This is a genomic window from Collimonas fungivorans Ter331 (genome assembly GCF_000221045.1).
GTDB lineage: Bacteria > Pseudomonadota > Gammaproteobacteria > Burkholderiales > Burkholderiaceae_D > Collimonas > Collimonas fungivorans_A.
In genome coordinates, this window is sequence record NC_015856.1 from 3257436 (window position 1) to 3279400 (window position 21965).

Below are 21965 nucleotides of genomic sequence, written 5' to 3' on the forward strand. Positions count from 1 at the left end.
GGATCAACATCAGAACAGGCTCTCTTTCACATAGACGACATCGTCCGTCTGCAATACTTCGTCGCGCTTGGCGTCTATCATCACGGTATTGCCGTTGCTGTCGCGCCGCTTGATGCGTACTCCGCGCTCGGTGCCGCGCGGCGTCAGGCCGCCCCCGATCGACAAGGCCTGGGCGATGGTCATGTTGCGTTCCAGCCGGTAGCCGCCGGGATGCTGCACTTCACCGTAGATATAGAATTTAGGCGCGCGGTCGACATAGATCATGTCGCCGTTGACCAGGTCCAGGTTCGATTTCATGTCGACGGACTGGATCATTTCCTGCAGGTTGACCACCTGCTTGCTGCTCTTGCCGTTGCGGGTGCGGATCACCACGGCGGTATCGCCGCCTTCCGGTCCGACACCGCCGGCCATCGCCAGCATGTCGGTCACGCTGCGCTTGCCTGCGATCGGATAGCGGCCCGGATGCAGCACCTGGCCGAGCACCGATACCTGCTGGCTTTGCAGCTCGGTGACCGTGACGTTGACTTCCGCCTTGCGCAGGAATCCGCCGCCGGTCAGCATGTCGGAGATTTTTTTCTCGGCTTGCGCAGTCGACAAACCGCCGATGCTGACCGCGCCTATCAGCGGAAAGGTGATGTTGCCGGCATCGCTGACCTTGGTTTCCAGGCTCAGGTCCGGATTCCCGAATACCGAGATCTTCAAGCCGTCGCCGGCGCCGATCGGCGTATCCGCCGCGCTGGCGGAATTGCTGGAAAACGCCAGCAGCAGCGTCAGCAACAACGCCAAGCATAGGTAAGTTCGTCTCATCATGATGGCCACCCCATTCATTTATTGTTCCTTCCGGTACAGGTTATTCATTTGAGCCCCGCGACACCGGACACCTCGATGCTCCTGCGCACCACGGCCTGCTGCTTGCCTGGCGAAGTTGCCGTGACCGGCAAGGCATTGTTATCGATATCGCCGGCCGGTTTCTCCGCGGGTTTCTCTATGTATTCAAGCTTGGCCGCCGCGCGCAGGCGGGTGATTTCTGCAATCGCCGTTTCCTGCATCTTCTTGTTCACCAGGTAGCGTTCGATCTGCGGTTCGGCGGCGTCCGGCGCAACCGGGCTATCCCTGAGTTCGGTCAATGCGCACAATAAATCGCGCTGCCCGTCTTTCATGACAAACAGGCGGTTCCTGCCCAGCGCCTGGAGCCGGCTGCCGACCTCTGGCGGAAGCTCGGCGCTGCTGTAGGAATACTGCCTTTGCACATGGGCGATCTTGCGTTGCCGGAGCCAGGCAGCCACCTGGTTCAGCGACTTCGAGGAATCCATCATGGCTTTCAGCGCCGCGCTGAAATCCTGGTCGGCGATGACCAGCTGTTCAACCTCGAATACCTTGCGGCGCGCAAACATCTCCGGATGCGCGTGAAAATAGCTTTCGATTTCCGCCTTGCCCGGCTGTTCCTGGTTTCCGGCCTTGGATTCCAGGTAAGCCTGTACGATGGCCTGGGTCTTGAACCGTTCGATAATCTGTATCAACGCCGGATCGCGGTCGATCTTGTTGCGCAACGCTTCGTCCAGCAGCAGCTGGCGATCGATCAGCGCCTCCACGGCCTGTTCGCGCACGGCTTGCGGCGGCGCAGTGCCGTCCTGCCTCAGCCGCTTTGCATATTGCAGTTCGACCTCAAGCTGCGGCGCGCTGATCTCTTCGCCATTGATCCTGGCTACCACCTGGCCGTTCTTTTTTTTCTGGTCGTCGCAGGCCGATAAATTTATTACGGTAAGCAGCATCAGGATGCCTATTCCTTTCACGCCTAGCATGTTGTCGATGAGAGACCTGCGGCCTATGCGTTCAGAGCACATCAAGATCCGACTCCTCCGATTCCTGTTATCAAGACAATGTCCACCGGCGCCATTGCGGCCAGCACGCCGATGGTGGCCGGGATCATGCCGCATGTTGTGCGGCCAGCCGCGACGCAGAACCGAAACCGATGGAGGTGCGCATCGGCCGACGGCGAATCTGGTACAGCAGCAAGCTGAGCGCGATCAGGAGCATCGCCCAGCGCGCAGGCTTTTGCGGCGGTTTGGCCCTGAAATCCTTCAGAAAATAAAACAGCAGGTCATCCGGCCCATTGATGCCGACCGCCATTTTCCTGGGAGCCTGGAGCAGCCCGGGGCCGGTCGAAAATGCCGTCGGCACAATGCCGGCCGCAGGCCAGGCGTGAGCGCTGCGTGCGGCAAAGATGTCCGGCGACGGCGCTGCCTCGGGCTGCGCCGCTTCCATCTCCGCCATCGCCGATGCGGAAACAGAAGCGGCAGCTTCGCTTCCGGGGTGATAGCCATACACCGCCGACGCGCTCACGGGTTCCGGCTGTCCGCCCAGCTGGAAAACCGGCGCCGCCGCCAGGCTGGGGCCGCAATAGGCAGCCAGCAGCAAACTCATCGAAAGTACAATTCCTCGCATGATTCCCTCCAGGTAAAATTCATCACATTTCCTGAACCGTCTGATACAAAAACAGTCTCCGCCGACGCGCAGTTACGCCTTCCTGTTGCGCTTAATAAGCGTTATCTTTCTTCAACACCTCTTTGACGGTGCGCACGATGATCCACAGGTCCAGCGCCAGCGACCAGTTGCGCAGGTATTCCAGGTCGAACTCGATCCGCGACCGCATTTTGTCGAGGGTATCGGTCTCTCCGCGGTAACCGTTCACCTGCGCCCAGCCGGTGATGCCCGGCTTCACCTTGTGCCGCAACATGTAGCCTTTGATCAGCTTGCGATACATCTCGTTGTGGGCGACGGCGTGCGGACGCGGTCCGACGATGCTCATGCGGCCTTGCAAAACATTGAAGAACTGCGGCAATTCGTCCAGCGATGTGCGCCGCAGGAAACCGCCAAAGCGTGTCACACGGGCGTCGTTCTTCTTGGCCTGGTCAACCACCGCGCCATCTTCGGCAACCGTCATCGAGCGGAATTTGTAGACGATGATTTCCTCTCCGTTCAGCCCGTAGCGGCGCTGCGCAAAAATGATGCGCCCGGGCGAAGAAAGCTTTACGCCGATCGCGATCGCCAGCATCACCGGCAACAGCATGATCTGGATCAGCAGCGCCAGGACGATGTCGCTGCCGCGTTTGAGGACGCCGCGCAAGCCGATAAAAGGCGTCTCGCAAATGCCGATCACCGGGATCCCCGCGATGTGGTCGAGCCGCGCCTGGATCAGGCCGAAGGTATAGATGTCGGGCACGAAATAGACGGATGCCGTGGTGTCGCGCAATTCCTCCATCAGCGCCAGCACCCGCGGCTGCGCCGACATCGGCAGGCAGATGAAGATGGTGCGTATCTTGTGGGCGCGTACATAGGGACCGACGTCCGAGATCGCGCCGAGATGCTGGCAATTTATCCCCGCCGGACGGACGACCTGGTCGCGGTCATCGAAAAAGCCGCGCATGTCGATGCCGGCATTGCTGCCGGAAGACAGGCACTTGAGGACGTCGTCGATCGGATCGTTGGAGCCGACGATGATTGCCGAGCGCAGCCTAAGCTCACGGCCGAAATGGAAAGCCAGCATGTATGCCGTGAGGCGGCTTGCTAGCAGCGCGAAAGGCGCCAGCGCAAACCAGGCCAGGATGACGCGGTCCGAAAACTCGTAGCGCAGCCCGGTTCCCTGGCCTATCAGGATCAGGATGATGACGGTGATGGCCCAGCCCATGAAGATATCGCCGGCATAGGCGAGCTGCTTGCCGATATGCAGGGTGCGGTACAGGTCGATCTGCTCGTAGACGTAAGAGGAAATGAAGAAGGCGATAATCATCAGCACCAGGTAATCGCCGGTGAATATTTCGTCCTGGGTCATGACGATCAGGTACAGGGAACCAAGGATAATGAGCGGGTCAAGCAGGCGCTTGAAAAAAGAAACCAGCGGGATGTCGTTCTCAGTCATTTCTCCACCCCTAGAATGCATAACGCGTGTTGAGCGTCACGCCGTTGCTGACATAACCGCCCGGCCCGCTTTTCACGGTCTGCGTGCTGCGGATGCCGGACAGCTGGACGCGCCAGCGCTGCGTCGGGTTGTACACCACGCTCAGCGCGGTGTCGCGCAATATATCGTTCTGGTTGATATTGCCCAGGGTGCCGGTCCCGGCCGATGGACCGAAATCCCGTTTCTGGTATTTGACCTGCGCCACCAGCCGGATTTTTTCCGAATACTGCCAGGCCGAGGCAAGACTGGCGCCGCGGTTCAAGGAATAGATGGTGGACAGATCGTCCACCGCGCCGATCTCGCGCCAGCCGGACACGGTGACGTCGATTTTCCCGGTCGGCGACCAGTCCGCCGAGAGACGGGAATTGACGCCGCTGAAGTTCCTGACCGAGGCCGCATCCTGTTTCCTGCTGACCCAGCCGCCCAGGAAGTGCAGCTGCGTCTTGCCGGTGAGCAGCCAGTCGATCTTGGCTTTGACTTCATCCTGGTTATAGCCGTTGAACACCAGCAAGCCGTTGTCCAGTTCCGGATTCGGGAAATCGGCATGCGTATGGCGCAGCTGCAGGCCGATGGTGCTGCCGCTGGCGGCGAGATAATCCAGTCCCGCTTCGGTCTGGTTGCGCGTGTTGTCGAGCGGTTGCTGCGACGCCAGGTCGTACTTCAGTTTTGTGTAAGTCAGTCCGCCGCGCACGCGCCAGCTCGGATGGAACAGCCAGGAACCGTCGGCGTAGGCGTTTTCCTCGGTCCGTATATTGCGCTCCAGCAGATGGAAGTCGATGAAAGGCGTCAGGCCCTGCGAATAACTGGCGCCGACGTTTCCTTCGAAATGGTCGCCCGCATGCCAGTTCCAGTTCGCCGCCAGGTTCTTGTCGTAATGATCGAGTTCGCCGAAGCGGTCGTAGTCGACCTTGGTCACATTCAGGTTGGCTGTCAGGTGCTGCCGGCTGAGCGTCTTGTCGACGGCCAGGCCGAACAGGTAGCGTTGCGTGGTGTCGGACAGGTCGCTGCCTATTCCCAGTGCTTGCGCGGCCGCGGAATTCTGCAGCCTCAGCAGGTTGCTGTCGTAGCCGACGCTGTAGCCGGCATAGGGAGTAATCGCGTCCGCCGGCGGCTGCACGATGTCGGCGGGCGGCATGATGTCGGTCGGCACCAGGTCGCTGGCGCCGGCTTGTGTGGCGACGCAAGAGCATATCGGCAGCAGGATAAAGATTTCCCACGGCGCGATCTTCCATCGCGTTCGGCAAAACTGGGCGCCGGATTTTGAACGTCTGTTCATTACACACCTCTCTAACGCAGCAGCTGCGTCATTAATGCATCGATCCAGACCGGGTATTTGTAGTTTTTTGCCGCGGAAATGACACAGTGGAAATTTCCGTTTATGGATCGATTCGCTTTTCGGAAAACCAGTCAGCGATCAAATATTGAATCTTTCGAAAAACCGGGCCTTGCACCCTCATCGCAGACGGATTCCCGCCTCGGCGACCAGTTGCAGAAAACTAAAGCTGCGCAGCAGGCAACAATGCCTGCATGTATTCAAGCTGCCAACGGCAGCTGTGGCAACGAATGAAATATGAGCGGATGGAAAGAAAAGCAGGAAACGCCGGGTACCGGCGCGATGCCCGGCATGCGGACACCGGTTTGCAAGGAGCGGATTTTATCCTTTGCATCTATGGCAAAGGAGACTCCAGGGCGATCAAGATTCTCACAGAGAGATTGAGCGGTTTTCAGCATGATATTCCCCTTAACAAGATGCTCATCGAGCCCACTGCGGCTCATACTGCAATCTGAATAAAGTTGAAACTGTTGGTCGGTTTCTGACAATCTGAGAACGCCAGAATTCGGTCGGCATTTCTGGAAAAATCGCACTGCGAACGCATGTTGCAGGACAACATAATGACACCAGCATGAGAAATTTAGTTCGGAATTGAAACGATTTGTTACATGTTTCCGCTCATCAGTTCTCACGTTGACAACTACTTCGTTAACTGTTTGAAAATACAGATAAACATTAAATTTCCAATTCAACAAATTTCTTTACACATCCCTTGTAAGCCAATAAACATAAGGCTTTCACAATGTAATGCATTAATCAAACTAAATTTATCAGTGCTCCGATCGACGTGCCTCTGAAAAATTTCCAGACACCTCTTCGTATGCCTCGAGGATTTTTGACAGTCATCCATTGACGCTAGTTTCATTCAAAAACGCCTCATTGTGCAAAGCAATAAATTCATCGCAAAAATCCCTTTACATAAATGGCGACTGCGGATTCAATTAGGTCAATTCGCAGATCACTTCGAGAAATGTTATAAATCGTATGCCCATTAAAACGAAATTCTTTTTCCGAAAAATCGCGAAAGGAAAATTAAAATGTGGAACAACCATGTGAATCTCGCGGTGATGCATTGGCTATCTCAATTCACAGCAATGTCGGCCCCCTTCAACCAGATCGTTCACTACATTTCCGGCTCGAACCTGTTCAAGGGCCTGCCCATCATCGGCATACTCTGGTATTTCTGGTTCAGGGACGCCGATCCGAAATCGGACAGCAGGCGGATCATCGTCGGCACCTTGATCGGCTGCGTGGTCGCGGTGCTGATCGCCAGGACCGCGAACAATCTGGGCCCATACCAGCCGCGGCCTTTCGCCAACACGGCGCTGGCCTACCATGAGCACATCGGCCTGCCGGTGCCTGAGAGCCAGGCCTTGTACATATGGAGCTCTTTCCCCAGCGACCACGCTGCCTTGTTCTTCAGCCTGGCGACGGGAATTTTCCTGATTTCACGGAAAGCCGGTTCCTTGCTATATCTGTATGTGCTGGTCTTCATCGCATTGCCGAGGGTGTACCTTGGCTTGCACTATCCCACCGACATTGCGGCGGGAGCAATCCTTGGAATAGCGTGTGTCGCCTTGCCGACGCGCAGCAGCGTGAGCAAGCTATACGACGCACGCAGCGCAACGCTGCTGGAGCGATATCCCGCGGCCTACCAGACGGCGCTGTTCATCGTCAGCACTGAAATAGGCATGATGTTCGGGGATGTGCGGCTGCTTCTGGAAGGGATAGTGAAATACTTTCCCAGGTAAGGGCGAGGTCTGCGTTGCCAATACTTCTTGCGGCATTGAGCAATTTTGTGGCGCGAGAAGTCATCGAGCTATTTTTTTCCCAACTTGATAAAGTTGCGCAACGCAAGTATATTTGTTGCACTACGCAACTTTTATTGAGGGCGCCATGAATTACTTCAGCTTCCCTGCCAAACCCCGGGAACACACCATCCTGGAACTGCGCGAGTTTTCACGGAAACTGGTGCGTGAGCTGGGTTTCATGCGGCCGTCGCTGGCAGAGAGCGATCTTGCGCCCTCTGCCGTGCACGCCATCATCGAAATCGGCCTGGTGCCAGGCATCCAGGCGCGCAACCTGGCTAGCGTGCTGCGGCTGGACAAGTCGAATACCAGCAGGCAGGTGGCAAAACTTGAAGCACTGGGACTGATAAGGCGCGAGAACTCGGACGACGACGGCCGCTCTTTGATGCTCTATCTGACCAGCGAGGGCCAGAAACTGCGCAAGAAAATCGACCGGTTTGCCACCGACCAGGTATCCGGCGCATTGCGGCAGCTGAGCCGCGCCGATCAGCAAACCCTGGTGCGCTCGCTTGCGCTTTACACCGATGCGCTGACGCAGAACAACGCCGGCAAGGCGCCGCCTTCGGGCGCATCGATAGACGAGCAGATCCTGCAGGGCTACCGGCCCGGATGCATAGGCGATATCGCCAGCCTGCATGGACGCTACTATGCACAGACCTCGGGCTTCGGCGTTTTCTTCGAAAGAAGGGTGGCGACCGAACTGGCCGCATTTGCCGAGAAACTGCCCTGCGATGGCAAGGCGCTCTGGCTCTACGTCGAAAACGGCAAGACGCTGGGCTCGATCGCGATAGACGGCGACACGAGCAGCGGCGTCGCCCACCTGCGCTGGTTCATCGTCGACGATACATTGCGCGGATCAGGCGTCGGCCGCCGACTGCTCTCGCTCGCCATGGATTTTGTCGACGGCAGCTTCGACCAGACCTACCTGTGGACCTTCAAAGGCCTCGACGCCGCACGCCACCTGTACGAGTCGTCAGGTTTCAAACTGACTGAGGAAGCCGAAGGATCACAGTGGGGAACCGTGGTTGTCGAACAAAGGTTCAGCCGCCGCTCGGCAAAAAAGCGCCGCTGACACGCACGACAGGCTGAGACAGCAGCATCGTCAGAACGCCCACACCGGCTGGCGTTTACCGAGGAAGGCGTCGATCCCCTCGCCGGCATCCTGCTCCATCATGTTGCGCGCCATGACCTCGCTGGCGTAATCGTAGGCCTCGTCCAGGGCCAGCTGCCGCTGGCGGTAGAACATCGATTTACCGTAGCGCACCGCCGCCGGGCTTTTTGCCACGATTTCGCTTACCTTGCGCGCTACCGCTGCGTCCAGCTCTTCTTCGGCTACGGTTTCGTTGATCAGTCCCCAGTCAGCCGCCGTGGCGGCGTCGATGAAACGCCCGGTGACCAGCATGTCGAATGCGCGCTTTGGCGAAATATTGCGCGACAGGGCCACCGCCGGCGTCGCACAGAACAAGCCGACATTGATGCCGGAGACGGCAAACCGCGCAGTCTCCGCGGCAATCGCCAGGTCGCAGCTGGCGACCAGCTGGCAGCCGGCGGCAGTGGCGACGCCATGCACCCGCGCAATCACCGGCACCGGCAACGCCTGGATGCTTTGCATCAGCCGGCTGCAGCGAAGAAACAGCTGCCGGTAACAGTCCAGTTGCGGATGGCTGCGCATTTCCCGCAAATCGTGCCCGGCGCAGAAAGCTTTGCCGGCGCCGGCCAGGACGACGCAGCGGATGGCGGGATCGGCGGCGATGGCATCGATCTCGTGCTGCAAGGCATCGAGCAGCGCCTCGGACAAAGCGTTGAATTGCAGCGGCCGCTGCATCCGCAATGTCGCCACGCCGTTGCTGTCTTCCCTCTGCAGCATGGTCAAAAGATTAGCTTCCATCGATATGCTCCCGAGCCGGTTGGTTGATCCTGTCATGCGCCGGATTATTTTACCGCGCCAATCGATTGCCCTATTGAATTGGCGCATGGTCTAGCCGTTCGGTTTCTTTGACGTGGTGCGAGGTCTGCGGCTTGATGAACAAGGCAACCACCGCCGGATGTTTTGCCAGCACGCGCTTTTCCAGTTCAATCACGCAAGCTTCTATGTCGGGCGAACGGAATTCATCTGCAAATTCCAGGCTGAGCGCGGCCAATATCTGCTGCGGCGCCAGGTGCACGGTGACCAGGTGATGGGCGTGCACCACGCCGTCGACATCTCCGGCTATGCGCAAGATTGAATCGAGCGTGCTCTGATGCGCGCTTTCGCCTATGAGCAAGCCCTTGGTTTCGCGCGCCAGTATCAGCGCGGTGGCCGTCAGTACAAGGCCGATCAGTATCGACGCGACGCCGTCCAGGACCGGAAGTTTCAGCGCAACCGAACAATACACGCCGATAAAAGCGATCAGCAACCCTGCCAGGGCGGCGCTATCCTCCAGCAGCACGATGAAAGAAGGCGGATCCTTGCTGTGCCGGACCGCCCGCAACAGGCCGATGCCGGGCCTGCCTTGCTTGAACTTGCACAGCGTGAACCCCCATGAACTGCCTTCGAACAGAGCCGATAGCGCGAGCACTGCATAATTGACATGCACGTCCTCAATCGCTTGCGGCTGCAGTATATGTGTCACGCCTTCATAGATGGATACCCCGGCGCCCAAGGTGAAAACCAGAAGTGCAACCACGAAACTCCAGAAATAAATCTCGCGGCCATGGCCCAGCGGATGATCGCGGTCAGGGCCGCCGGCGCTGCGGCGCATGCCATACAGCAGCAGGATTTCATTGCCTGTATCGACCACCGAATGGATGCCTTCGCTCAGCATGGCAGAGCTGCCGGTCCAGGCAGCGGCCACGAACTTGGTGGCGGCGACCAGCAGGTTGCCGGCAAGCGCAACATAGATGATCGTGCGCGATGAATTTCCTGAGGGGACAGCCATTATATTTAAAGAAAAAAGCGGGCGCTGGACCGGATGATATTCAAGCAACAAACCAGGCCCCGCTGCCGTTTCTACCGGGAGATGCCAATACGATATTCGACAATCGTGTTCCGGTCTGTACGCTAAGTAACAAAAAGGCCGGGCAAAGACACGCAGCCGTTTTCCGGATAAAGTAGTCCGGGCGTTTCCCCACCTTCACTTAACGGAGATCGTCATGAGTCAATACAAGATCGCAGTAGTCGTCGGCAGCCTTCGCCGCGATTCGTTCAACCGCAAGCTGGCCAGCGCCATCGCCAAGCTGGCGCCGTCGGACTTTGTATTCGAGCAGTTGCAGATCGATGACCTGCCCCACTACAACCAGGACGACGACGGCAACCAGTCGGCGCCGGTCAAGCGGCTCAAGGCTGCCGTCAGCGCCGCCCAGGGCCTGCTGTTCGTGACGGCCGAATATAACCGCTCGATTCCCGGCGTATTGAAGAATGCCATCGACCAGGCTTCCCGCCCCTATGGCCAGAGCGCCTGGAAAGGCAAACCGGCCGGCATCCTGGGGGTATCGGTCGGCGCCGTCGGCACGGCGCTGGCGCAACAGCATCTGCGCAATGTCCTGGCCTACCTGGATGCGCCGACGCTGGGCCAGCCCGAGGCTTTCATCCAGGCCAAGGACGGCTTGTTCGATGACGCCGGCAATATCGGCGAGGACAGCAAGAAGTTCCTCCAGGCCTGGATGGACAGTTATGTCGCCTGGGTAAAAACACACAACGCCTGAGCAATGCCCTAGTCTGGAGCGTGCAAAAGCCTGAGGAAACGGCGTTCGGCGACGCTCAGGCCTGACTTGCGCGGCGGCGGCCGGTCCGGCGGCAGCCAGCGTGCCGGCGCCGCGCCCGTCAGCAGCGCCAGCACCCGCGGATGGATGTAGGATTTGCGGCAGACCGTGACCGTATTGCCAAGGCGCGCGGCCACCTCGGCCAGCAACTGGTTCACGATCGCCTTGCCGGGATCGGGATTATCGCCGGTTGCAATTCCGCGCCAGAGCTGCAAGGCGTGCACGCTGCCATGCCAGGTGCGAAAATCCTTGGCCGTGAATTCGCCATCGCTGGCGGCTTGCAGATACTCGTTCACATCCGCGGAGCCGACGCTATGGACGGCGCCGTCGTCGTCCAGGTACTGGAACAGTTCCTGGCCCGGCAATATCTGGCAGCGCTTCACTACCCGTGCGATGCGTTTGTCCTCCAGCCTGACTTCGTGCGCAATGCCGCTTTTCCCGCGGAACCGCAGCCGCAGCTTGCTGCCGCTGACCGCAACATGGCGCTTGCGCAAGGTGGTCAGGCCGAAAGAAGCATTGCTGCGCGCATATTCGTGATTGCCTACCCGCATCAGCGTCGTATCCAGCAAGTGCACGATTGCGGCCACTACCGTCCGGTGCAAAACCCGGGGGCCGGCGAGCGCTTCCAGGTCGCGCGTTACATTGGCCCGGATGCGCGGCAAGGCGGCGCCGAAATCGGCCATGCGGTCGAATTTGGTTTCGTCGCGCGCCTGGCGCCACTGCGGGTGATAAAGGTATTGCTTGCGGCCGCGCGCATCGCGCCCGGTAGCCTGGATGTGGCCGCGCGCCGACGGGCAGATCCAGACCGCGGCGTACGCCGGCGGGATGGCCAGCTTGCGGATGCGCTCCAGTTGCCGTGCATCGCTCACGCGCATGCCGTCGGCCTGGCGGTAAGTGAAACCCTTGCCTTTACGCAGGCGGCAGATACCGGGGGCGCCGTCGCTGACATATATCAGCCCGGGCGGCACTGTCTGCGCGTCGCCGGCGGCAGCTGCGCCCATGCGGCTCAGGCTCAGACTCAAACTCGGACTCAGGCGCCGGTCCGGCGGCCGCCCAGCGCATGCTCCAGCTGCGCCTTGTTCATCTTGGAACGCCCCTTGACGCCGCGCTGCTTCGCCTCATTGTAGAGTTGCGCGAAAGTGCGGCCGCCGGCGCCGCGGTGCGAACGCAGGCCGCCGCGCCGGCCGGCCGATATGTCTTTTACCGACGAGCCGCTGGCCTGTTCCGCCTCGCCGTGCTGCGCCCTTTCCTTGTTGACGGTACGGGCGGCGATCTCTTCCGCGAGCTGGTTACGTTTGCCGTGCTTGACCAGGCTTTCCTTGATATGCGCGTACTGGCGTTCGCGCTTCTTGCTCCATGCATTTGCCGGCATGACAATTCCTTTCAAAAAAACAAACTGAATGTTTTCCCTCGGCGGCGATGAGCGCACGCCGCCAGGGTGCCCGATAAGTCACCTTATAAAACGTATCGCGTTGCGGATCGGTGCGTTATTCAACATTGCGTTGAATCTTTTTGCCGTGATGGCAAAACCAAAAGAAAGGAAACACGTTTCCCTGCCCGCTTTGTTGGTTAGCGTACAGATCGTGCCGCCCAGGGCTCCCATACTGACAGCTCCAGCGGCAGCTGCCGGCTTGCGCAGCCGTCTTGACGCAGCCATCTTGAATCAACAACGTTTTCTGTAGGGTGAGGAGGTATTGCCATCGATCAATCAATCATCTGGTACCTGATCGTCGGCGCCTTGCTGTTGTCCATGGGCCTGATGGCTTCCCTGCTGGATCGACTGCCGGTCAGCCCGGCCATGTTTTACCTGCCTGTCGGCTACATTCTCGGGCCAGCGGTGAGTGGCCTGATCAATGTCGCGCCGGCCCAGCATGCCGAGTTGCTGACCACCTTGGCCAAGCTGGCGCTGCTTTTGTCCCTGTTCACTGTCGGCCTGAAATTGCGCCTGCCGTTCCGCGACCGCATCTGGCGCCTGCCGCTGCGGCTGGGCGTGCTGGCGATGCTGGTGACGATTCCGCTGCTAACGCTGGCCGGCCTGTTCATCTTCGATCTGCCGCTGGGCGCGGCAATCCTGCTGGGCGGCATCCTGGCGCCGACCGACCCGGTGCTGGCTTCCGACGTCCAGATCAAGCACGTCAGCGACCGCGACCGCATCCGCTACAGCCTGACCGGCGAAGGCGGCCTGAACGACGGCACCGCCTTTCCGTTCGTGATGCTTGGCTTGGCGTTGCTCGGCGTGCCCGCGGCGGCTGCTTACACCAACGATTACGCCATGCTGCATATCGCCTGGGGTGTGCTGGCTGGGCTGGTCGGCGGCTGGTTTCTCGGCTGGCTGCTGGGACGGCTGGTAGTCGGCTTGCGGCGGCAGTTCCGGCTGGCGCTGGGGATGGAAGAGTTCCTTGGCATCGGCCTGATCGCGCTGGCCTATGGCGCGACTGAACTGGTGCACGGCATCGGTTTCCTGGCGGTGTTCGCCGCCGGCGTGGCGATGCGCCGCATCGAATCGACCAACAGCGGCCAGCAAGGGGTCGATCCTAATCAACCCCCGACCGTGTCGCACATGCCCCAGGCGGCCGACAAGGAAGAAGTGGCGACTCATCCGGCCAAGGCCTCCGCCTACATGACGGAAACGGTGCTCGGCTTTAACATGCAGCTGGAACAGTTTGCCGAATTCCTGATGGTGACCCTGACCGGCATCCTGCTGTCGCATATCGGCTTTTCGGCGGCAGGGGCGCTGCTTGCCCTGCTGCTGTTTTTCGTGATCCGGCCGCTTTCGGTGGCGCTGGCCCTGGTGGGCGCCGATGTCACGCCTCTGCAGCGGCGCCTGATGGCATGGTTCGGCATCAAGGGCATAGGCTCCCTGTATTACCTGGTGTTCGCACTGCAATACCACTGGACCGCGCCCGACGGCTACCGCTCTGCCGCGCTGGCGCCGCACATCAGCTCGATGGTGTTGACGGTGGTGGCGATGTCGATCGTCATGCATGGCATTTCGTCGACGCCGCTGATGGACATGTACCAGCGCCGCCGGCGCTGAATCAGGCTTGGCCGGCTTGGCGGTAGTTTGCGGCCGGATGCCTGGCGGGCAAGGTCGGCTGTCCGGCCTCGAACAGTTTCTCGCGCAGCGTGCCTTCTTCGTACTCCAGCTTGTAACAGCCGCGCGCCTGCAACTCGGGGATCACCAGGTTGACGAAATCTTCGAAACTCTCCGGCGCCACCGTGCGCGTCAGGTTGAAACCGTCGATATCGGTATCCCTGACCCATGCCTCCAGCTGGTCCGCCACCTGCTGCGGCGAACCTACAATGGTGACATAACGGCCGCCCAGCGCCAGCTGGTCCAACAGCTTGCGCACCGTCCAGCCGGCGTCGGCCGCCGTCACCGCCTTGGCGGAAGACTGGATGGCGTTGCTGCTGGCCGGCTTGATGGCTTCGTCGATGCCGTAAGCCGAAAAATCAAAGCCGGTGCCGCTGGCAAAATGCGCCAGGCCCGCTTCCGGGTTGGCATGGCGGCAGTATTCGGCATATTTCTCGCGCGCCTCGGCAGCGGTCGGCGCAACGACCACGGAGATGCCCATGAAGATTTTCAGGTCTTCCCGGCGGCGGCCCGCCAGCTGCGCCTGGTCGCGCAAATCGCTGACCAGCTTGCGCGCCGCTTCCGGCTTCTGGCTAGAGATGAATACGCATTCGGCATGGGCCGCCGCGAACTGCTGGCCGCGATCCGAAGCGCCGGCCTGGTACAGCACCGGCGTACGCTGCGGCGACGGCTCGCTCAGATGATAGCCGTCCACCTGGTAATGCTCTCCGCGATGACTGATGCGGTGTACCTTGGCAGGATCGGCATATACCCGGCGCTGACGGTCGCGCAACACGGCGCCGTCTTCCCAGCTGCCTTCCCACAATTTGTACAGCACTTGCATGAATTCTTCGGCGCGCTCGTAACGCGCATCGTGCTCCGGCTGCTGGCTCAGGCCCATGGCGCGCGCTGCGCTGTCGAGGTAGCCGGTGACGATATTCCAGCCTATCCTGCCGCGCGTCAGGTGATCCAGGGTCGACATGCGGCGCGCGAACAGGTACGGCGCTTCGTAGGTCAGGTTGACGGTGACGCCGAAACCGAGGTGTTTGGTGACTGCGGCCATCGCCGACACCAGCAGCAGCGGATCGTTGACCGGCAGCTGTATCGATTCGCGCAAGGTGAGGTCGGCCGAGCCCTGATAGACGTCGTAGACGCCGACGATGTCGGCCAGGAACAGGCCGTCGAACTTGCCGCGCTCCAGCAGCCTGGCCTGTTCGGTCCAGTATTCGATGCTGGTGTAGTCGCTCGAGCGGTCGCGCGGATGGGTCCACAGGCCATGGTTGATATGCCCCACGCAGTTCATGTTGAAGGCGTTGAGGCGGATTTGTTTCTTCGGCATGCTAGGACCTAGATGGCGCCGTGACGCGGCGGATTTTTATTGTTCAGGTAATAGTTGCCGACAGCGTGATATTTCCAGCGCACCGGATCGTGCAAGGTGTGAGTGCGCGCATTGCGCCAGTGACGGTCGAGGTTATGCTCGGACAAGGTCGCCTGCGTGCCGGCCAGTTCGAACAGCTTGCTGCCCGCCGCCAGCGATATTTCGGTGGTCAGCACGCGCGCTTCGGCCACCGCGATCGAGGCGGCGGCGACGCTGTCAATATCGGGCGCCGCTGCGGCACGGTCCACCGCTTCCCCCGCCAGTTCAAGCAAAGCTTCGGCGCCGGCCAGGCGCACCGCCAAGTCGCCGAATTCCCGCACGGTCAACGGATCGTCTATCGCACGCTCGACCTTGCTGTCGATCCATGCGCGCGAACGCGTGCGCACGAATATCGCCGCATCATGCAACGCAGCGCGGGCGATGCCGACATCGATTGCCGCATGCAGCAATTGCGCCACGGGCCCCAGCGACGTCGGACGTTCAAAGGCGCTCTGGAACGGCAGCACCTCCTCCGCCTCAACCCACACGTTGTCCAGCACCACCGAACCGCTGCCGGTAGTGCGCTGGCCGAAACCGGACCAGTCGTCAATCACGTTGACGCCGGCCGCATCGCGTTTGACGATCGCCAGCTGCTGCACGCCGTCGTCGTCGATCACCGACACCGGGATGCGATGCGCATACAGCGCGCCGGTCGCATAAAATTTGCGGCCGTTGATGCGGAAACCGTCGCCTTCCTTGCTAAGGCGGGTGCGCCGTTCCTGCGAAGTACGGGTGCCGAGTTCCGCCAGCGCATTGCCGAAACGCTCGCCGGCCAGGATCCGCTCGAAATAAAAACGCTTTTGCGTTTCACTGCCGTTGACGCGCAGGATCTCGACGGCATAAAAATGATTCTGCGGAATCTGTCCCAGCGAACCGTCGGCTGCGGCAATAGTGGCGATCACTTCAGCCAGCGTGGCAAACGAGACGCCGGCGCCGCCGTAGGCGCGCGGTACGGAAATGCCCCACAGGCCGGAGCGGGAAAACTGTTCCAGTTCATTCAGCGGCAGCTGCCGTTGGCGGTCGCGCAGGCTGGCTTCCTTGCTGAACGAGGCTGCCAGCGCGCGGGCCGCGGCCAGCGCCTGGATATCGTCGAGGATACGCACCACCGGGCCTTCGGCGGCTTTGATAGGGTTGGTCATGATGTCAGTTCCAGGAGTGGCGTGCCGGCGCAATGCCGTTCAGCACATAGTTGCCGATGGCGTGCAGCTTCCAGCGCACCGGATCGTGCAAGGTATGGGTGCGCGCGTTGCGCCAGTGGCGATCCAGGTTATGTTCAGCCAGGGTGGCGGCGGAACCGGCCAGTTCAAACAGTTTTTCGCTGGCGTGCAAGGCGATCTCGGTGGTCAGCACCTTGGCCTTGGCGACGGCAATCGAAGCGCGCGCCGAGGCTTCGGCGTCGATCGTCACGGCGGAGATCTGGTCGAGCACGCCGGCGGCCTTGGCCAGCAGCGCGTTAGCCGCATGCAGCCGGATCTTCAGGTCGCCGATATCGCGGATGATGTAAGGATCGTCGCTGGCGCGCTCCACCCCGCTGTCGGCCCAGGGGCGGGACCGGGTGCGCACAAAGCTGATGGCGTCGTCCACCGCGGCTTCGGCAATGCCGGCGTCGATTGCCGCCTGGATCAGTTGCGACACCGGGCCCTGGATGCTGGCCTGCTCGGCCAGCTTGTGCAGCGATATGACATTTTCCGCCGCCACCGGCAGGTTATCCAGCAGCACTGTGCCGCTGGCGGTGGTGCGCTGGCCGAAACCGGACCAGTCGTCGACGACGGTCAGGCCTTGCGTACCGCGCTTGACGAACACCAGCACCACGCGCCCCTGTTCATCGAGCGCCTTGACCGGCACCCAATGCGCAAACAAGGCGCCGGTGGAATAGAATTTCTTGCCGTTGAGGCGATAGCCGCTGGGCGTTTCCAGCAAGCGCGCTTTCATCTCGAGAATGTTCTTGGTGCCGCGTTCCGGGCCGGCGTTGCCGATCCGCTGGCCGGCCAGCACGTCGGCGTAGATGCGCGCCTTCTGCGCGGCGTCGGCGTTCTGCGCGACTACGCCGAGGATGCCGAAATGGTTTTGCGGGATCTGTCCCAGTGCAGGATCGGCCGAGCACAGCACGCGAAATACTTCGGCCAGCGTGCGATAGGAAACCTCGGCGCCGCCGAATGCGCGCGGCACGCTGATGCCGCCCAGGCCGCTGGCCGAGAATTTTTCGATTTCCGCCCACGGCAGGCGCCGTTCGCGGTCGCGCTCGCTGGCGCCGGTGCGGAATTCGGCGGCCAGCGCACGTGCTATGTCCAATGCCTCGTGGTCGCTGCCGATGCGGTGCGCCGGAACGACCCGGGGTAACAGGTCGGCCTGGTTTTCTTCAATTGCGATTGTCGCGGTAGACGACATGAATCACCTCTTCTGTGGCGCGCTTAAGCACAACTCGTGATTGCGCTTTATTGCGGAAGAGGAAACGATAGCTTGCGGGCGCAACTTGCGTCCAATAAGAAAAACGCAGGAGGGTATGCGAAAAACGTTTTACCGGTTTTTCACGCGATGCAGTTCAGATCAGGTAGATACAACAAGGAATACAGCAAGGCAGGCCTGGAGCCGCGGTCAATCATCCATTACATCGAAGGACCGCGGCCAAGATAGAGAATGGCAGGAAGGGAAGGCAGCAACGATCAGTGCATTAAAAAACCAAACTGCGGAATCAGACTGCGTCCGGACCGGTTTCGCCGGTGCGGATGCGGATCACCTGCTCGATATTGCGCACGAAGATCTTGCCGTCACCGATCTTGCCGGTGCGCGCAGCCTTGATGATGGCGTCCACTGCGCGCTCGGTCAGCGCATCGTCGATCACCAGTTCGACTTTCACCTTGGGCAGGAAATCGACCACGTATTCGGCGCCGCGGTACAGCTCGGTATGGCCTTTCTGGCGGCCGAAGCCTTTGACTTCCGTCACGGTCAGGCCGGTGACGCCAACTTCGGCGAGGGCTTCGCGCACCTCGTCCAGCTTGAAGGGTTTGATAACGGCGGTAATTTGCTTCATGACAACTCCTTTAGGCATTAAAACATAAATCTTTGCAGCGAACGCAGCCCGGACGGCGCTCAGCTCAGTTCAGCTCAAGTGCGGGCGCAAGCTAGAAGAGTATATGAAAAACCCGGTTTGTCTATACGCTCAAATCAATAAGTGTATTTAAAAGACAGTCCATCGGGTCCTTCACCGTTCCAGGCAGACCTGCCGTCAGCCGGGAATATTGTCGAGGTCGTCCAGCCAGACCGTCGCTTCCGAATCGCTCGGGGCACGCCAGTCGCCGCGCGGCGACAGCGAACCGCCGCTGCCCACTTTAGGTGCATTCGGCACGCAGGAGCGCTTGAACTGGCTGGTCCGGAAAAAGCGATCGAGGAAAATCGCCAGGTTGCGCTTGATCGCCGCCAGGTCGTACTGGTTGCGCACCACTTTGGCGTCGTTGGGCCAGTTGCCGGCGGTCTTGTCGTGCCAGGCCGAGAGCGCCAGGAACGCGACTTTCGATGGCGCGAAGCCATACCGCAGGATGTAGTACAGGTTAAAGTCCTGCAATTCATACGGGCCGATGACGTTTTCCGTGATCTGTTCCGGCTTGCTGCCGGCCCCGGCCTTGCCGGGCACCAGTTCCGGGCTGATCTCGGTGCTCAGCACATTGAGCAGCACGTCGGAACCCTGGCCGCCGATGGCGCCGGTCTCGGCCACCCAGCGCACCAGGTGGCTGATCAGGGTCTTCGGTACGCTGGCGTTGACGTTGTAATGCGACATGTGGTCGCCCACGCCATACGTGCACCAGCCCAGCGCCAGCTCGCTCAGGTCGCCGGTGCCGATGACGATGGCGTTGTTGAAATTGGCCAGCCGGAACAGATGGTTGGTGCGTTCGCCTGCCTGCACGTTTTCGAAAGTGATGTCGAACTGGTCCTGCCCCGCGGCGTAAGGATGACCCAGGTCTTTCAGCATCTGCAGGCAGCTCGGGCGGATATCGATTTCCGCCGCAGTGGCGCCGACCACCTGCATCAGTTGCCGGGCCTGCAGCAGGGTGCGGTCGCTGGTGGCGAAACCCGGCATGGTGTAAGCCAGGATATTGGCGCGCGGCAGGTTCAGGCGGTCCATCGCCTTGGCGCAGACCAGCAAGGCGTGGGTCGAATCGAGCCCGCCCGAAACGCCGATCACCACCTTGGATATCTTGCTGGCGGACAGGCGCTGCACCAGCGCCTGCACCTGGATGTTGTAGACCTCGGTGCAGCGTTCGTCGCGGCGTTTCGGATCGGCCGGGACATAAGGGAAACGCTCGACGCTGCGCGCCAGCGGCAAGGCCTGGTCCAGAGGCAGCGCCAGCTCGAAGCGGATCGTCTCGAACCTGGCGACTTCGCCGGCATGGCGCCGCACCGACTGGCCGAAGGTGGTCTGGCGCATCCGCTCGCGCGACAAGCGTTCCAGGTCGACATCGGCAAAGATGATGTGCGAATCGTCCAGGAAACGTTCGGACTCGGCCAGCAGTTCGCCGTTTTCGTAAATCAGGCCTTGGCCGTCCCAGGCCAGGTCGGTGGACGATTCGCCCTTGCCCGCCGAGGTATACAGATACGCCGACAGGCAGCGCGCAGACTGCTGCGCCACCAGCTGGTGGCGATACCCCGCCTTGCCCACCACCACGTTGGAGGCGGACAGGTTGACCAGCACGCTAGCGCCGGCCAGCGCCGCGAAGGACGACGGCGGAATCGGCACCCATACGTCTTCGCAAATCTCGACGTGGAATTTCAGCAGCGGCAGGTTGCTGACCTCGAACAGCAGCCCGGTGCCGAACGGGATGCTAACGCCGAACAATTCAACCTGGCTGGCCGCGGCGTTTTCAGCGGGGCTGAACTGGCGCATTTCGTAGAACTCGCCGTAGTTCGGCAGGTAGCTTTTCGGGACGATGCCCTGGATCCGGCCGCCGGCGATCACTACCGCGCAGTTGAACAGCTGGTGGCCGACGCGCAAAGGCAGGCCGACGATCATCGCCAGCGACAGCGTGGCTGAAGCTTCCACCACCGTCGCCAGAGCCGCTTCGCAGGCATCCAGCAAAGCGCGCTGGTGGAACAGGTCGTCGCAGGTGTAGGCGGACAAACCCAGCTCCGGGAACGCCACCAACACAGCGCCCTGCTGCTCGGCCTGCCGGGCCAGCACGATGGTTTCGGCGGCGTTGAACGCCGGGTCGGCTATCCTGCACTTCGGGATGGCGACGGCGACGCGCGCGAAATCATGGGAGTAAAGGTTCAGAAATTTGTTGGTTGTCATTATTCTTCCTGCGCTCTGCTTGATGGGCAAGCTTGATGAGCAATTATCGCACGCTAATGGCCTGCCCTTGGGCGCAGGCGGCAGAACCCCGGCGGCGGTGCTAAACTCGGCGTTTTCGCCACCCACATTCCACCCACATTCACAGCTCGCCAAGTCCTTGATTAACAAGACAACAACCAAGACCTCCACGCGCATTGTTTCATCCCTGAGCGAAGTCGGCCAGGCGGCATGGGACGGACTGCTGGCCCTGCAGGCCGAGGCCAATCCTTTTCTCTCGTTTGCCTTCCTGCACGCCTTGCATGAAAGCGGCAGCGCCTCGGAAAAATCAGGCTGGCAGCCGCAATACCTGACCCTTTGGGAAGAAAGCTGCAACCCGCCGCAACTGATCGCGGCCCTGCCCCTGTACGTCAAATTCCATTCCTACGGCGAATACGTGTTCGACTGGGCCTGGGCCGACGCCTACCAGCGCAACGGCCTGGAATACTATCCGAAGCTGCTGTCGGCGATCCCGTTCACGCCGGTCACCGGCGGCCGCCTGCTGGCGCGCGACGAGCAGGCGCGGGCGGCGCTGATCGAAGTGCTGCGATCGTTGCGCAAAGATACGCAAACCTCGTCCACCCATATCCTTTACCCGCCTGCCGCACAAGCCGCAGCCCTGCAACAGGCCGGCTTCATGCTGCGCAGCGGCGTCCAGTTCCACTGGCTGAATCCGGGTTACCGGGATTTCACGGCGTTCCTCGATACGCTGGAACGCAAGAAGCGCAAGAACATCCTGGCCGAACGGCGCAAGGTGGCCGATGCCGGCGTGCGCCTGCGCCAGGTGCGCGGGACAGATGCGACCGAGGCCGACTGGATCTTCTTCCACCGCTGTTATGCGCAAACCTATGCCGAGCACCACTCTACGCCTTACCTGAACCTGGATTTTTTCCTTCGGATAGCGGCCAGCATGCCGCAGAATATCCTGCTGATCGTCGCCGAGCGCGAGGATGACAGGCGCCGGCCGATTGCCTCGTCGCTGCTGATCCATACCGACCAGACCTTGTACGGCCGCTACTGGGGTGCGCTCGAGTTCGTGCCCTGCCTGCATTTTGAAACCGCCTATTACCAGCCGCTGGAATTCTGCATCGAGCAAAAGATCACCTGCTTTGAAGGCGGCGCCCAAGGCGAACACAAGATGGCGCGCGGCTTCCTGCCGCAAAAAACCTGGTCGGCGCACTGGCTGGCCCACCCCGCTTTCGCCGATGCGGTAGCGAATTTCCTGGAACGCGAAGCGGACGGCATCGACAACTATATGGATGAACTGAACGACCGCAATCCGTTTCGATCGCTGTCGTCCTAGCACGTCCTAGCA

At 60.7% G+C, this 21965-nt stretch carries 21 protein-coding genes; 6 read left to right on the top strand and 15 right to left on the bottom strand.

Annotated features, from left to right (window positions below):
* Positions 1–9: 9 nt before the first annotated feature.
* The 6 genes from epsE to CFU_RS24555 all read right to left on the bottom strand — a co-directional run bounded on the left by epsE (position 10) and on the right by CFU_RS24555 (position 5689).
* On the bottom strand, positions 10–807 hold the full coding sequence (epsE, locus tag CFU_RS14105; RefSeq protein ID WP_041743510.1) for a polysaccharide export protein EpsE: 798 nt from the start codon (positions 805–807) through the stop codon (positions 10–12).
* 47 nt (positions 808–854) lie between these two features.
* Positions 855–1772: an EpsD family peptidyl-prolyl cis-trans isomerase gene (locus CFU_RS14110; protein ID WP_050808595.1), complete on the bottom strand. Its 918-nt coding sequence runs from the start codon at positions 1770–1772 to the stop codon at positions 855–857.
* Between the two features lie 154 nt (positions 1773–1926).
* The gene (locus CFU_RS14115; RefSeq protein ID WP_148264846.1) at positions 1927–2445 is read right to left on the bottom strand and encodes a hypothetical protein; all 519 of its coding nucleotides are present in this window, start codon (positions 2443–2445) and stop codon (positions 1927–1929) included.
* A 91-nt stretch (positions 2446–2536) separates the two neighbouring features.
* A complete protein-coding gene (locus tag CFU_RS14120) occupies positions 2537–3919 on the bottom strand; it encodes an undecaprenyl-phosphate glucose phosphotransferase (protein WP_041742073.1) in 1383 nt (460 codons plus the stop codon).
* A 10-nt stretch (positions 3920–3929) separates the two neighbouring features.
* Positions 3930–5234 (bottom strand): XrtB/PEP-CTERM-associated polysaccharide biosynthesis outer membrane protein EpsL, encoded by a 1305-nt coding sequence (gene epsL / locus CFU_RS14125; protein ID WP_014006719.1) that lies wholly within the window; start codon positions 5232–5234, stop codon positions 3930–3932.
* A gap of 257 nt (positions 5235–5491) precedes the next feature.
* The gene (locus CFU_RS24555) at positions 5492–5689 is read right to left on the bottom strand and encodes a hypothetical protein (RefSeq protein WP_148264847.1); all 198 of its coding nucleotides are present in this window, start codon (positions 5687–5689) and stop codon (positions 5492–5494) included.
* A 639-nt stretch (positions 5690–6328) separates the two neighbouring features.
* On the opposite strand from CFU_RS24555, the gene CFU_RS23375 reads away from it, so the two are divergent.
* Complete coding sequence (locus tag CFU_RS23375) at positions 6329–7042, top strand: phosphatase PAP2 family protein (protein WP_014006720.1); 714 nt, start codon at positions 6329–6331, stop codon at positions 7040–7042.
* A 145-nt stretch (positions 7043–7187) separates the two neighbouring features.
* Entirely contained in the window at positions 7188–8171 is a 984-nt protein-coding gene (locus CFU_RS14140; RefSeq protein ID WP_041742075.1) for a bifunctional helix-turn-helix transcriptional regulator/GNAT family N-acetyltransferase, read from the top strand.
* Positions 8172–8201: 30 nt separating this feature from the next.
* Here the strand turns inward: CFU_RS14140 and CFU_RS14145 are convergent, their stop codons facing one another.
* Together CFU_RS14145 and CFU_RS14150 are read right to left on the bottom strand one after the other, a co-directional pair.
* Positions 8202–8987, bottom strand: coding sequence for an enoyl-CoA hydratase (locus CFU_RS14145; protein ID WP_014006722.1), 786 nt, complete (start codon positions 8985–8987; stop codon positions 8202–8204).
* Positions 8988–9057: 70 nt separating this feature from the next.
* Positions 9058–10017, bottom strand: coding sequence for a cation diffusion facilitator family transporter (locus CFU_RS14150; protein ID WP_041742076.1), 960 nt, complete (start codon positions 10015–10017; stop codon positions 9058–9060).
* A gap of 214 nt (positions 10018–10231) precedes the next feature.
* Here CFU_RS14150 and CFU_RS14155 point away from each other — a divergent pair, with 214 nt between their 5' ends.
* Positions 10232–10783: an NADPH-dependent FMN reductase gene (locus CFU_RS14155; protein ID WP_014006724.1), complete on the top strand. Its 552-nt coding sequence runs from the start codon at positions 10232–10234 to the stop codon at positions 10781–10783.
* Between the two features lie 8 nt (positions 10784–10791).
* Here the strand turns inward: CFU_RS14155 and CFU_RS14160 are convergent, their stop codons facing one another.
* Together CFU_RS14160 and CFU_RS14165 are read right to left on the bottom strand one after the other, a co-directional pair.
* Positions 10792–11862: a DNA topoisomerase IB gene (locus tag CFU_RS14160; RefSeq protein WP_014006725.1), complete on the bottom strand. Its 1071-nt coding sequence runs from the start codon at positions 11860–11862 to the stop codon at positions 10792–10794.
* An 8-nt stretch (positions 11863–11870) separates the two neighbouring features.
* Positions 11871–12212: a hypothetical protein gene (locus tag CFU_RS14165; RefSeq protein ID WP_041742078.1), complete on the bottom strand. Its 342-nt coding sequence runs from the start codon at positions 12210–12212 to the stop codon at positions 11871–11873.
* A 28-nt stretch (positions 12213–12240) separates the two neighbouring features.
* Here CFU_RS14165 and CFU_RS24560 point away from each other — a divergent pair, with 28 nt between their 5' ends.
* Both CFU_RS24560 and CFU_RS14170 read left to right on the top strand, forming a co-directional pair.
* On the top strand, positions 12241–12522 hold the full coding sequence (locus CFU_RS24560) for a hypothetical protein (protein WP_148264848.1): 282 nt from the start codon (positions 12241–12243) through the stop codon (positions 12520–12522).
* A gap of 56 nt (positions 12523–12578) precedes the next feature.
* Positions 12579–13877, top strand: coding sequence for a cation:proton antiporter (locus CFU_RS14170; RefSeq protein ID WP_014006727.1), 1299 nt, complete (start codon positions 12579–12581; stop codon positions 13875–13877).
* Position 13878: 1 nt separating this feature from the next.
* On the opposite strand, the gene CFU_RS14175 is transcribed toward CFU_RS14170, so the two are convergent.
* From CFU_RS14175 to CFU_RS14195, 5 genes are all read right to left on the bottom strand, one after another.
* Positions 13879–15252 (bottom strand): LLM class flavin-dependent oxidoreductase, encoded by a 1374-nt coding sequence (locus tag CFU_RS14175; protein ID WP_014006728.1) that lies wholly within the window; start codon positions 15250–15252, stop codon positions 13879–13881.
* 8 nt (positions 15253–15260) lie between these two features.
* Positions 15261–16469: an SfnB family sulfur acquisition oxidoreductase gene (locus CFU_RS14180; RefSeq protein ID WP_041742079.1), complete on the bottom strand. Its 1209-nt coding sequence runs from the start codon at positions 16467–16469 to the stop codon at positions 15261–15263.
* 4 nt (positions 16470–16473) lie between these two features.
* Positions 16474–17718 (bottom strand): SfnB family sulfur acquisition oxidoreductase, encoded by a 1245-nt coding sequence (locus CFU_RS14185; protein WP_014006730.1) that lies wholly within the window; start codon positions 17716–17718, stop codon positions 16474–16476.
* A gap of 304 nt (positions 17719–18022) precedes the next feature.
* A complete protein-coding gene (locus CFU_RS14190; RefSeq protein ID WP_038487829.1) occupies positions 18023–18361 on the bottom strand; it encodes a P-II family nitrogen regulator in 339 nt (112 codons plus the stop codon).
* 195 nt (positions 18362–18556) lie between these two features.
* Positions 18557–20614 carry an NAD(+) synthase gene (locus CFU_RS14195; protein WP_041742080.1) on the bottom strand — a complete coding sequence of 686 codons (2058 nt, stop codon included), beginning with the start codon at positions 20612–20614 and terminating at the stop codon, positions 18557–18559.
* Between CFU_RS14195 and CFU_RS14200 the strand changes: the two genes are divergently transcribed.
* On the top strand, positions 20601–21953 hold the full coding sequence (locus CFU_RS14200) for a GNAT family N-acetyltransferase (protein ID WP_014006733.1): 1353 nt from the start codon (positions 20601–20603) through the stop codon (positions 21951–21953). The genes CFU_RS14195 and CFU_RS14200 overlap by 14 nt on opposite strands.
* Positions 21954–21965: the final 12 nt, after the last annotated feature.

Coding starts and splice junctions, on each gene's coding strand:
- CFU_RS14195 (WP_041742080.1), bottom strand. CDS start 20,614: ATGACAACCAACAAATTTCTGAACCTTTACTCCCATGATTTCGCGCGC.
- epsL (WP_014006719.1), bottom strand. CDS start 5,234: ATGAACAGACGTTCAAAATCCGGCGCCCAGTTTTGCCGAACGCGATGG.
- CFU_RS14115 (WP_148264846.1), bottom strand. CDS start 2,445: ATGCGAGGAATTGTACTTTCGATGAGTTTGCTGCTGGCTGCCTATTGC.
- CFU_RS14155 (WP_014006724.1), top strand. CDS start 10,232: ATGAGTCAATACAAGATCGCAGTAGTCGTCGGCAGCCTTCGCCGCGAT.
- CFU_RS14180 (WP_041742079.1), bottom strand. CDS start 16,469: ATGACCAACCCTATCAAAGCCGCCGAAGGCCCGGTGGTGCGTATCCTC.
- CFU_RS24560 (WP_148264848.1), top strand. CDS start 12,241: ATGTTTTCCCTCGGCGGCGATGAGCGCACGCCGCCAGGGTGCCCGATA.
- CFU_RS14185 (WP_014006730.1), bottom strand. CDS start 17,718: ATGTCGTCTACCGCGACAATCGCAATTGAAGAAAACCAGGCCGACCTG.
- CFU_RS23375 (WP_014006720.1), top strand. CDS start 6,329: ATGTGGAACAACCATGTGAATCTCGCGGTGATGCATTGGCTATCTCAA.
- CFU_RS24555 (WP_148264847.1), bottom strand. CDS start 5,689: ATGCTGAAAACCGCTCAATCTCTCTGTGAGAATCTTGATCGCCCTGGA.
- CFU_RS14150 (WP_041742076.1), bottom strand. CDS start 10,017: ATGGCTGTCCCCTCAGGAAATTCATCGCGCACGATCATCTATGTTGCG.
- CFU_RS14165 (WP_041742078.1), bottom strand. CDS start 12,212: ATGCCGGCAAATGCATGGAGCAAGAAGCGCGAACGCCAGTACGCGCAT.
- CFU_RS14110 (WP_050808595.1), bottom strand. CDS start 1,772: ATGCTGCTTACCGTAATAAATTTATCGGCCTGCGACGACCAGAAAAAA.
- CFU_RS14140 (WP_041742075.1), top strand. CDS start 7,188: ATGAATTACTTCAGCTTCCCTGCCAAACCCCGGGAACACACCATCCTG.
- CFU_RS14175 (WP_014006728.1), bottom strand. CDS start 15,252: ATGCCGAAGAAACAAATCCGCCTCAACGCCTTCAACATGAACTGCGTG.
- CFU_RS14145 (WP_014006722.1), bottom strand. CDS start 8,987: ATGGAAGCTAATCTTTTGACCATGCTGCAGAGGGAAGACAGCAACGGC.
- epsE (WP_041743510.1), bottom strand. CDS start 807: ATGAGACGAACTTACCTATGCTTGGCGTTGTTGCTGACGCTGCTGCTG.
- CFU_RS14190 (WP_038487829.1), bottom strand. CDS start 18,361: ATGAAGCAAATTACCGCCGTTATCAAACCCTTCAAGCTGGACGAGGTG.
- CFU_RS14120 (WP_041742073.1), bottom strand. CDS start 3,919: ATGACTGAGAACGACATCCCGCTGGTTTCTTTTTTCAAGCGCCTGCTT.